The 11845-nt window shown below is 36.7% G+C and carries 8 protein-coding genes; 4 read left to right on the plus strand and 4 right to left on the minus strand.

What is annotated here, in order from left to right; genetic code table 11:
• Positions 1–46 precede the first annotated feature (46 nt).
• The 4 genes from H5185_RS08630 to H5185_RS08645 form a co-directional block, all read right to left on the minus strand.
• Positions 47–880, minus strand: a complete 834-nt coding sequence (locus tag H5185_RS08630; protein WP_182741848.1) for a hypothetical protein — start codon at positions 878–880, stop codon at positions 47–49.
• A gap of 275 nt (positions 881–1155) precedes the next feature.
• Positions 1156–1749, minus strand: a complete 594-nt coding sequence (locus tag H5185_RS08635) for a DUF2913 family protein (protein WP_182741849.1) — start codon at positions 1747–1749, stop codon at positions 1156–1158.
• 12 nt (positions 1750–1761) lie between these two features.
• Entirely contained in the window at positions 1762–2076 is a 315-nt protein-coding gene (locus H5185_RS08640; protein ID WP_182741850.1) for a hypothetical protein, read from the minus strand.
• Positions 2077–2086: 10 nt separating this feature from the next.
• Positions 2087–3280 (minus strand): DNA sulfur modification protein DndB, encoded by a 1194-nt coding sequence (locus H5185_RS08645; RefSeq protein ID WP_182741851.1) that lies wholly within the window; start codon positions 3278–3280, stop codon positions 2087–2089.
• A gap of 78 nt (positions 3281–3358) precedes the next feature.
• On the opposite strand from H5185_RS08645, the gene H5185_RS08650 reads away from it, so the two are divergent.
• The 4 genes from H5185_RS08650 to H5185_RS08665 form a co-directional block, all read left to right on the plus strand.
• A complete protein-coding gene (locus tag H5185_RS08650) occupies positions 3359–6943 on the plus strand; it encodes a hypothetical protein (RefSeq protein ID WP_182741852.1) in 3585 nt (1194 codons plus the stop codon).
• 113 nt (positions 6944–7056) lie between these two features.
• Positions 7057–8826, plus strand: coding sequence for an ATP-dependent helicase (locus H5185_RS23280; protein WP_182741853.1), 1770 nt, complete (start codon positions 7057–7059; stop codon positions 8824–8826).
• A gap of 1588 nt (positions 8827–10414) precedes the next feature.
• Positions 10415–10792, plus strand: coding sequence for a hypothetical protein (locus H5185_RS08660; protein WP_182741854.1), 378 nt, complete (start codon positions 10415–10417; stop codon positions 10790–10792).
• A gap of 98 nt (positions 10793–10890) precedes the next feature.
• The coding region (locus H5185_RS08665) for a DUF3150 domain-containing protein (protein WP_182741855.1) at positions 10891–11845 on the plus strand (955 nt) is incomplete at its 3' end.

Raw genomic sequence — 11845 nt, forward strand, 5'->3', positions numbered from 1 at the left:
CCTCTAATGTTAGTGACTAACTGAAACTCAGTTAGTCACTAACAATTTATTTTTTGACAAAAAATAGAGCTTCTTGTGTATCTAGGTTGATTAGGTAAGGAACTTTAATAAGCATTTTGTCTACCTCACCAAGTAAGTTAGCTTTTTCGGCTTTATGGTTTTTGTGTGGCACATATAAGTACGTGTTTTTGATTGGTACGCCTTTAATCAATGCGGTTTCAAGAACATCATAAGGAACTGACCATTGGACTATGGTTGAATCATTTGTATGGTTATCCATAAGTCCAAAAGTGTTTAATACAGTACCATTTAGTTTCGCTTGAACTTTTAGTACTGATGCGAACTGGCACGGTTTAGTTGTACTTGGCTTGCAGCTTGAGAAAGAGCTACCTTTGGCAGTTATGACACTAAAGTGATTGCCAGAACGGGATTTAGTACTTGATACAAACGTCCCAAGAGAAGAAATTAATTCTTTTTGATACGTGTAAATTTCGCTTGTATCACTACCTTGTAAAAACGTAATAAACGTAAATTGTTTATACGGTTCATTTTTGTTAGACATTAACAAGCCAAGACCAAGTTGAGACATAGAACCTGAGAATCCAGCAGCGTTTGCCACTCCAACACCTAATGCTCCGGCAGTGACGTCAACGGCTCCTTTCGTTAGTGAATATCCTCCAGTGTCAAAATCTTCTGGCACTTTCAAATCTTTAATATTGCGATCAAGACTGGCCATTTTTACTATCTTTAAGGCTGATGAATCGCTTTGTTCGATAGGAGTGATATCGGCTAAGGATTTAGGGCCTGATGGTGTAGAGGCACAACCTGCAAGCGTAAAGGCTAAAAGTGCAACGGTTGCTACATTGGGTAAATGTTTCATTCAGGGTATTCCTAATTATTGGTATAGTTATAAGTTAACATGAAAAAAAATTGCTACAAGAGTTTAGGCCATTATACTTTGATTACATATAGTTAGTAACTAACTAGAAAACCATTTTCTTTTGGATATCTATATTTCCGTTGGAGATCCTATGCTATTCGTTCGCATTAAATGGGTATTCTCTTTAATTACGATACTCTGACCAGACTAGGCAAGTGATTACCAAGCTAGAACATGTCTTTTTGCCGGTTGCGTGTTTACATTCATTTTCGCCACTAATCAGCAGCTTCAGTTGCTAATACAAAATCAATATTTAACTTGGCCATGCCATCGAATTCTCGCTCAATTGATGAAAAATAATGTCCAGACTTATTGATAAAATTAACTATCTCGTCAATTGTTTTGCCAGTTTCAGTGCAATATACAAATAATGAGAGAGGTTTGATTGAGCTTCCATTAGTAGGGTCTATGCACTCAACTACATCATCAATTATCGCATAAATATTACCGGCCTTGGCTTGGTCTTTTAAGCTTGATATAGATATTTCATATTGTGTTAATTCGTTTATTGAACATAGTAATTCAACCCATTTTTTCTCAGCTTGTTCCACCAGCCGATTTTTATAAAGCAGTTTCATAAGATCGTTTAAATGTCTTTCCTTACTCTTCTTTGAAACAAGTATTTGTTTCACCGCAGACTTTACCTCTTTAAATTTTGGGCTTTTTAAAAGAGGCTTCATAAATTTAATGAGAATCTGGTCGCGATTTTGTTCAGGGCAAAAGCGTGTAGATTCGCCTACGGTCAAATACAAGTGTATTAGTGCATTTTGGCAAAAACACTTCAGATTGTCGTAATAACTTTGACTCATGAACAACCTCTTTTACTTAGAAATTTTTACCAAGATATTGTGCTGATATTTTATATCGTTTAGCTCATCATCTATTGCGACATTTGATTCAATCCAATTGTTTTTCATAGATAAAGTAACATCCGTTTGGGAAGAGTTAATGATATCAATCTTTCCTTCAAAGTGTCCTGCAAAAAATGATAAATCGCGCAATAAACTTGGCTCTATGGTCTTAATAGTCAGGTTGCCTTCAAACTCCTGCTCAATTGCCAATGTTAAAGCCCTTCTCACATAAACCATTGCAATTGGACATCTAGTGGCTTTCAGGTCAAATTCATTATTTTTCATCACGTATCCTTTAAATCAGGCTAGAGCAAGGGATTATGCGAATCTTTTGGCAAACTAAATTAGCAAGTCGTTTTTCGGAAGATTTAACTATTCGAGTTTTACCTTGAATAATTTGATAAATCTCTTTATTAATCCAGATATCTGCCGTCCTATCATTCACTGGTAAGGTTTTGATTTTTGTAAGTGGTTCAAAATTTAATATGTTGCATTGGTTGTGAAGTGAATCTTCTATTATTGAGCGTCCGATGTAAGCAAGAGCCTTTAGGCCTATTGCACAATAAAAAATATTTGAGTTGATATATTCTTTAGCTTCCCCTGGGTTATCAATAGACTGTAAGTGTCCGATATTAAGTACATTATAAAGCTCATATAGATACTTGCTTATTAAAGACAAATAAACTTTGTAACAATCCTGGTCATTGAGCATTTTGTTAGCTGATTTCTTACTGCTTTCGCCAACCATGATCATGATGAAGTCAATTAAGTTAGCAAGGGTGAAGATTTTACCAAGCGTCAGTTTTCCATTAACGGCAATAACATTTCCGAATTTCAATCCGCTCGCCTCGGTGACTTCTATGATTTCTTTTGCAAGACGGCTTGATGAGGACTCAGAGTCAAAGTAAATACTTTGGCTGGAATTTGGTTTGGTCAACCCAAGGTGCAGATCAGAAAAAAGTTGAGTAACAAACTTAGATGACTCACGGATAGTAACAGTTTTCACAACTACTATTTTAACGTTTAAGGTATATCCAGCTATTTCAGGGCGCTCTAAAATTGCTTTTTTAATCGCTCCTATTCTACCTTGGCCATCAATGAATAAACGATCACTATGGCTTTTTATGGTCGCTTTATAGATATTGGTGCCAACATACCCATTAACACCATTTTCAAGTAATGTCTGCATTTCAAGAGCTGTGACGATAAGCAGTGCAGAAGGAAACACAGTGTTATTTCTATTAACAAGATAGCCACAGATATTATTGATACGACTTTTCTCTGCGTCGCGCTGTAATCGTTCACGTTCAGGTATATTAGGATCTTCAAGTTCGAAGTATGTCGCGCATTGCTCATATGTTAGTTGTGTTAAAAAGGTCTGCCCTATCCCTTCAGTTCCTTCCTGTATAACGATATCAAGATCACGATCGGCGGTGATTGTGAATTTTGGTATGACCAAGCTATTAGTGTTGTTTAATGTCGCGTTCATTTTAATTACCAGTGTTTTTTTGACTTACATAAATCTTCTCATACATTTATTTTCCCACAAGGAAGTGGAGGGTAGTATTTGCGTTGTAAATTTCGGGGTAACTTCCTTGCAGCAAAAACAAAGTGTTATATATTCAAAACATATAAAAACGATTTTTTAGGTGGTGGCGTTATGGACTTATTTAATTTGGATTCTTATAAAGCAGAAGAATCAATGAATGCTTTTGATAAGAGTGAAGAGTTAATAAATGAGTATTTAACGCTGCTAAAGGAAGGGTACTGCCTGCAAATTGGCTTTAGTGGTGGCAAGGATTCAACGTGCATCTTAAATGGTGCTATTGAGGCTATGGCTAGAGGAATAAAAGCAGGGGTTATTGAAAAAGAACGTCCACTAGTGGTCATTACTGTGGATACCTTATTAGAACCTGCACCCATCCAATGTTACTTACCATTTGCTCATAAGCAGGTAAGTATAAAAGCGGCTGAGAGTGACATAAATTTATTTATTAAAACGATATCTCCGCCGATTCAAGATCAGTTGATGACATTATTTGCTGGAGCTCAAAAATTATTAGCTACAGCGTCATCAGGTCGATCTGCTGATTGCTCGAAAATTTGGAAGATTGATTTGGGAGTCAAGGAGTTAAGGCTTATAAAGTCATCGTTGCCAGTAAGGTACCAGAGAAGCAGCTGGATAAGCGTATCGGGTTCACGGTCTTCGGAATCCCCACGAAGAAAGAACAATATGTTAAACCAGAATGTCCTATCTGTTCAAGCGCAAAAACTAATAGAAAATATTAAAGTTGCCGAACAAAGCGTCAAAGGAAATGTTTTTCGTTTTGCCCCTATTGGACACTGGTCATCTGCAGATGTGATTAGTTATTTAACTCATGCCGGTAATGCTCCAATGGTTAGGCCTGTTCCAGGTTGTGTCATAAGTTCATATGGTCAAAACTTTGGTTTATTGTTAGCCATTTACGGCGAAAGCTCTGGTAGTGATGTTTGTGATGTTGCGATTATCGATGATGCTAATAAAAGTGAAACAAGCGGTTGTGGTAATGGCAGGGTAGCTCGGTTTGGCTGCGTAACTTGTACACTTGTTGCAGAAGATAAGACCGCTAAGGAGTCTTTTGAATATCCTCGTTGGTCAAGGTTTGGAGATTCAACATTAAGATTAAGGGATTATTTATCAAGAGTATCTGATGACATTACATTGAGATCTTTTCATGCTAGAGCTTACGACAATTCTGCAAACAACAATGTATTTTTACAGCCTAATTCGCTGAGATCTCGAGTGCTAGAAAAAATGGTCTGGTATGCAAGTCAGATATCTCTAGATTATCAAAAAATTCACATTGAATTTAAAAATCTACATGAGCGAAATGAGCTTGGTTTAGATGTAGGTATTCAAGATATAATGAATGACATAACGCTAACTGAAAGTGTAAAAAATCAATATATTGATTGTTACACAAGCAGGATGTTGGAGGGGCCGTTATATACCTTGTTTAGCAAAGAGCATGCTGTGTTACTGTCATTTCTTTGGGCCTTGCATGGTGTAGCCTCGCAACCCTACCAACCAGTTTCGATTTATGATTCAGTGTTCAACAAAGGTAAGTCTATTCCATTCCCTCCTACTAATGCGGAATTGAATGCGAAGCGACAGTTGCAAGGGCTACCGACAATATCAGAAGAGCTTAAAAGACAGCGCTTACCGGATGCGGTTGTAGCTCGCTTATTCACACCGGTTAGTTCGACATACTCAGAGTTAAAGTCAAAGCTTGGAGGTTCACTTAAAGCTTCAGATTTAAGAGAATTTATGCCATTTCAAATTGATGACTATTGGCAAATTAAGAATATTCAGTTTGATGCTTTAGGAGGGGTGGTTAATTACCCAGTGACCCGTAGTTTGTTTACTAGGAAATTTAACCTTAGCTACAATATTACTGGTACTGGCCAAGAGGAAGTAAAGGCCAAGTGTTTAGCGACAAAAAAACAAATTAAGCTTGTTCAAGGCTCAACGCTCTACAACGAGCTTTTGGATCTTGGTCGTCAAGATTATGCTTTGGAGTTGGAGCATGCTTCTAACGAGGAAGGCGTTTCAATCGAGGAAATGGAGGCGTTCAGAAAAGAGCAAAATTCTTCGTTTGGTATTCAATCTACACATGAATTTTCAAATCAAGCTATTTACACTAGCTCAGTGACTTACTTTGATAAAAGCGCGAAGAAGACAAAAAAGCAACCGTTGAAATGTTGGTCTGCTCGTAAGAGAGTTTTTGATAAAGCCGCTGGTAAGTATGTTGCCGGAAGATCATCACTTAAAACTTATACCGCTAGCATCAAGACGTCATTATCCAATCAGTTAGAGCAAACTGTTAGTTATTGGGTGCCGGATGATAGTGTCGAGAAAGTGTGCTTGATTGGTACTCATCAATCTGAAAGAGATTTCGAAATAAAGAATGGTATTAACTTCGATTCCGATGTTTTTGAATACTGGAAGGACTACGGTTGGGACCAATTACTTAAGTTACATGAACAATCGTTAAGAAAATGTATTCGAAACAAACTGCCGTTGAGAAAATTTATGGGTACAGCGCCCGTTTACCATTTGACTAATAACACCGGCTTATCGATTTCTGAAAAGTTAGTCCACTTTCTTCACAAAACATTGAAGCGTACTGAGCTATTTGATAAGGCCGGACTCTATGACCTAGCAAATCTAAGTGAAAAGCGTTTGCTGTCTATACCGACCCTTATTTCTATGAGTGAGCATCGTTCTCAAAAAGCACAACACTTACTTGCTGTTAGGCATGTTAGGCATTTACAAAATAGTCATATAAAAACTGATTTCATTAACGTCGCATGTGCAGAGTTGCAAAATAAACAAGTATATAAAAATATATCTCAGAGGCTTCATGATTTTACTTTGCAGTTTGAAAGCATTGCTAATGCATATTTAGCGTCAGATTTTTTAGGGCTGTTTGCAACTAACTCGAATGAGCGTCGTAAAAAGTATGAAATCTGGTTGTCAGAATTTGCACCTGTTTTATCAACTGTTGATGCCATGCTTACAGTGCTAGCTACTAAAGCCGAAATGAAACTGGTAGATATGGATTTTGAACTAAAACAATTGTTAGTGATGGATTTAGAGCAGAAAACGAGTGAGTTAAAACAGTCGTTAATTAAGTCGGTCCCTGTTGAAGCAGTGGAGAGCATTATTGACCAGGTTAAGCAGGGGGGGGCAATAATCCATACTCAAGGTACTCAATATATCCCTACTGTAAATATATCAAAAAATATAGATGTGATATGTGGATGGATTAAATCCAATTACTCTAAAACTAATGCATTCTTGTTGGCGCATGGCTTTACGACTTCCATAGCATATATGGTCAATCAGGATTACATCAATCCGGTGTTCACTGTAAAACCATCTACTAATTCAGATGAAAAAAAACTCACTAGAAGAGTAGCAGCGGAGTTGCATTGGGCTAAAGGATTGAACAAACTTGACTTGAAAAGTCATGACTGTTTGAGTCCACTGTTCACCAGTGTCGGGGTCGAGGTGTTAAAAAGAGTGGCAACTAAGAAGCAAGACAATAAACTTATATCAATGCAAATTAGTAGGCTGTTTAGTGCTGGTGGAACTGCAGAAGCTGCCTAGAAGAAGTTAATTACTAACCTTTTAGGCAGTTTACTAACGAATTGATTGGTATTTATTAGAGGCTAAATGTAATAATAAACACAATATATTATACTGTAAGAATTGGGGTTTGTGTGGGGATTACGAATGATCAAAATAGTGTTGCTAATACAGATGAGCACACTTTAACCTGTGCCTTGCCAGGAAGCGGGAAAAGCTTCACCTTGATAGAGTTAGCTTTGAGGCTACTAAATAAGTCACCGAGTTATAGCATTTTGTTGATTACCTTCACTGATGCTGCCACCAAAGAGCTTAGGCACAGGTTATTTGAAAAGTTAACTAGTTTTCAGATCGCCCGTGTTCGTGTCCAAACCTTCCATTCTGTTGCTTGGCATATGTATAAGCTTCACAATAATGAAAAACTGGCCATCGGTATAGATCAGTATTTCTTCGTTGAAAGAGCTATGCGAGAAGAGAGTTTTGGTGGGGATCACGCCGAAGCTATGGCATCTATTGAGTTTTATGGAAGACAAATTACCCCCAAAGGATCAGATGATTATAACTACGAGTTATATCAGAGATACCTTTCTATACTGAAGTCAGCTAAACGGGTTGATTTCAATATGGTTTGTAAGAAAGTTTATGTGAGCCTTTCACAAGATATTATCCCACCAGTAAATGAAACTCATATCCTCGTCGATGAATTCCAAGATACCGACAAATTACAGTATAACTGGCTGTATGAGCACGGTATTAGAGGAAAAAAATTGATTGTTGTTGGTGATGATGACCAAGCCATTTACAGCTGGAGGGGGGCTGCTGGCTACCAAAATATGGTCGATTTTCAAAGAGACTTTAATTCGGTTGCCTATATCTTAAGCGAGTGCTTCCGGTGCGGCCCAAAAATATTGGAGAGGGCGGGGCAACTTATTGAGAACAACCATGACAGGGTAGATAAGCCTATGGTGTCTAGTGCGCCGGTTGAAGGTAAAGCTTGGTACACAGATAGTGGCGAAGTAGGTGAGGCCGAAACTGCATTTAAATCTATCTCTAATAGGCCCAGCGATTGGGCTGTGTTGGCTAGAAGTAATTTGCAGTTAGACCTAATAGAAACAATAATTAAGAGCCATGGAATCGATTATCAAAGGCTTGGCGGTAAAGGGTTTTGGGATAATCCGGTAGCATTGATGTTCGTCAAGAGTATGTATGTGATGATAGAACCTAAATCATCACAGGTTTTAGCTGAAGTATTAGGTTTTCTACATGAAAGTGAACAAAACATAGGAGTCATCATTAATCAGATAAATATGAGAAGAATCTCTTTTGGTGATTTGTCATATACATCAGATGATCAATGGTCAAATGTAGCTAAACGATATCACGGAATGTGGGAAAAGTGGCAAATCCCCACTTCGAATTCAAATGAGGTCGCTTTGAGGCTAAAGATGATGATCGATCTATGTTCACATGTCCGTTCATCTAAGTCAGAACAAGGTGTAATTAGGGCCGTTAGTGATATTCTACAAAAGATGCAGGGAAGCTTTGAAAGTAATATTAGATACTTAGTGGAACGTTCAAGTGTAAAGAAGAAGGATAAGCAAGCAGGGGAGGATATTCTCACTCTAGCGACAATGCACTCATCTAAAGGACTTCAATTTAACCGAGTATGGATTTTGGGTGGGAACGAAGGTACATGTCCATCTAAGGCAACATTAGAAGGCAACTCTGCTGGTGGTGTTGATGAAGAGCGTCGATTGTTTTATGTTGCAATGACCAGGGCTAAAAGTGAGTTAGTTGTCTCATATAGCATTGAAAAAGAGTTAAGTCGATTTGTTACCGAATCGGGATTAGAATTTGTTCAAAATACGATAAAACAAACGGAATCTGACGAAAACGCATCTTGACGTTTCTGTAATTTTAAGTATCCTTATACAAAGTGAGTTATTCAAATTAACTCACTAATTCACTTATGAGGCTAAAAGGCTTCATAACAGTATTAAATTTGCCATTTGATACTCAGAGACTAATTCTAGGCTAGCAAGCTGTTGTAACTCTTTTTAGCTTGCACACTAATCACCATTGAGCCAGGTGATTGGTTGAAACCGGCTCGGTCCTCTGTTACTTCAAATTTGTCTGACACGCTCAATGCATTTTCGAGTGCATTAAGCTTGGCAGATAGTTTGCCACCAAACCCTCACCGCCCTCGCTTTATAGCACCCTTACTTTTCTAAGCATTTAGAAATTTTCTCTTCTTGAGATTTTACATATTACGCATGTAATTTTGTACTATAGGTGGGTTTTTCGGGTCGTCCATATGGATGATTTTATTGATATATTCGGCACATATCATTGATTTACCTTACTGACTGTCTATCAGATTAATTGCATTGTTCACCTTGAACCTTGCGTATTTAAACCCTTAAGGGAGTTATAAACACTCCTTTATGGATGCTTATAACTCTCTTTTTTTTGGAGTTCGTTATGAGTGTTTTATTACTAGTTTTACTTGCTTGTTCTGTTGTTGGTTTAGGTTTTTATTGTTTAGCGGTTAAGCCAATTTTAAATTACTTTTGGATTATTTAATGTTTACCATCAGTATTTTATTATTATTTGCCTTGACCCTAATGATTACCTCTTCTTACAACGTTTATTTGATAGTAAATTGTAATTAATAGGTTTATTTAGAAAATTTTAAAGTTGAGCTTCAAACTCCCAAGTTTGCTGCTCAGCTTTTTATTTACTCTACTATATTTTTATTTTATTTTTTAATTGTCGTTGTTATTTGGGTTACTCACTAATAATCTTTTTATAAAAGGCTATTAGGAGTAACCCATTTAATAGGATTAACGATATGTTACATAATCAAGTGAAAGGCATATATAGCCGAGAAATAAATAGAATAGTGTTTCATGATGGATCAACTGCTTTTTTTGAACAAAATGAAACCTGCATAATTGACGATGGTGAGCTGGCTGAATGTATAACTAGTTGGGCTCTTACTAATAAACATATTGTCGCGGGTGAGTCTATCGCGGTTTTATGAATACAAGACCAAGCGGTAATGCCGCCTTGTAAATCCATGGTTTTGAAGATTCAAGAACTGGTGTTATGTTCCGTAACTTTAGTTATATCCTGTGGTCTTGCAGGATATAACCATTAACAAAGCGCTTTTCATAAGAGCTTTTTGTTATTGATTCATAGATTTCCACCCTCCCTTTAAATTTTTTATACTTTTGCATATGCAAATACTTTTTTACTTAAAGATTCTAATCTTTTTGTAATTTAATAATTAATTTATGGGAATCATTGAACAGAAAATGCCTCAGGTATTTTATTTTTGCGTATGCAATTAACTGTTCATCTTGCCACTGGCCGACAACTACAACGTTATGTAGATTTTCCCTGAAGGGATATTACTCTCTTCATTGGGTCATATCGTCTTCAGGTTTTGATTATTTGTTTTATTTATTTAATTAATTTTTGGAGTTCGCTATGACTGTGATTAAAGATAAACCTATTAGAAAGAAAAGAGATAAAACCTACCAACAATTAGGATTAAACCCTATTGAAGGCTGGACTGATGAAGAATTGATTTCCTTTTGGGACCGATTCATTGTCTATAATTTAACTCTACTTTCCGAAGACTGCTCAGATTCCTTAGATATCTTAGATTGGTTGAATGGCCCCGAGTTTTTACTTGTTGCTAATTTTGCTGGTTTAGATGGGGAATTTATTCGCGAAAACGCTATCAGACTTTACGAACCTAAACCTAAGAAAGTCCGTCGCGGATTTACTCACTTTAGAAATCGTAAGCCTCTTGAAGTTAACATCAATGGATTTATTCATTATGCATTTGACTTCGGTGATTAATATTTAACCCTTTTGGGAGTTGCATCTACTCCCTTTAGGGACAGTTGTAACTTTCTTTTAATTTTTAATTAATTTTATTAATTTTTTTGGAGTTCGTTATGACTGTAATACTTAATAGAAATGAACATGAAATGGCACAATCAAAAATCAAATACGGTGAATCTTGTTATTATTTAACATTAGATTTCTCTTCTTTTAGTGGTAAAAAAACAGCTAAAGATTCAGAAGTATTTAGTTTAAATGGTATTAACGTGTCCTCTGTTACGGAGTCTCCACGTAAAAAACTAGTTGATAGCAAGAATATTTCATTTGTTCAGAAACATTATATGCGCGCAAAACGTGTATTTGATGATATTGGAGTTCCTATTTGGGGTGGTTGGCTTGTGCCAAAACACTCTATTGACGAACTGAAATTTGAGTTTTTAACCATTAAAAAAAGTTACGACATAGAAAGTCAAAACTTTGTTGCAGCTTATAGGACCTTACTTGAACAGCAATGCGCAGAATATCCTGACATTGCCGATTTTATTAGAAATGATGCCCCTGATTCAAACGTAGTGCGCTCTAAGTTTTATATGAGACTTTCGCCTATGCTTGCAATTAGTTTGCGTGATGATGATGAAATTGAAGAAATAGGTTCTGCTATAAGTTATGGGTTATTTGCTCAATTTAAAAAGCTCGCTGAATCAACACTTCAATGTTTAACAAAGCAAGAAACTGTCCGTATAGCTACCATTCGCAAAAATTTAGAACAGATAAAAGAAAAGGCTAACACCTTCGCTTTCACTGATTCTATTTGGGATGGGACTGTTGGATTAGTAGATGCGATTATCAAACGTCTGCCTTTGGAAGGTTCTAAGTTAGAGACGAATGAGAAAGCTATGCTTATGTTAGCCCTTGGGATGTTTACCGATGAAAAAAGATTAAAAATAGCTGCTAATGACATAAATAATTTAGATCTAGAATCTATTTTGATGCCAAAGGTTGCCGTTGCGGTTGATGAAGATGATGATTTAATCATGTGTCTTACTCAAATGCGGTCTAATGATGAAG

Origin of the sequence: Shewanella sp. SG44-6 (assembly GCF_014164185.1) — a bacterium.
Taxonomy (GTDB): domain Bacteria; phylum Pseudomonadota; class Gammaproteobacteria; order Enterobacterales; family Shewanellaceae; genus Shewanella; species Shewanella vesiculosa.

Bases quoted from the DNA above. Each gene is read 5' to 3' on its own strand.
- H5185_RS08660 (WP_182741854.1), top strand. From the start codon at position 10,415: ATGACTGTGATTAAAGATAAACCTATTAGAAAGAAAAGAGATAAAACC.
- H5185_RS08640 (WP_182741850.1), bottom strand. From the start codon at position 2,076: ATGAAAAATAATGAATTTGACCTGAAAGCCACTAGATGTCCAATTGCA.
- H5185_RS08630 (WP_182741848.1), bottom strand. From the start codon at position 880: ATGAAACATTTACCCAATGTAGCAACCGTTGCACTTTTAGCCTTTACG.
- H5185_RS08645 (WP_182741851.1), bottom strand. From the start codon at position 3,280: ATGAACGCGACATTAAACAACACTAATAGCTTGGTCATACCAAAATTC.
- H5185_RS08635 (WP_182741849.1), bottom strand. From the start codon at position 1,749: ATGAGTCAAAGTTATTACGACAATCTGAAGTGTTTTTGCCAAAATGCA.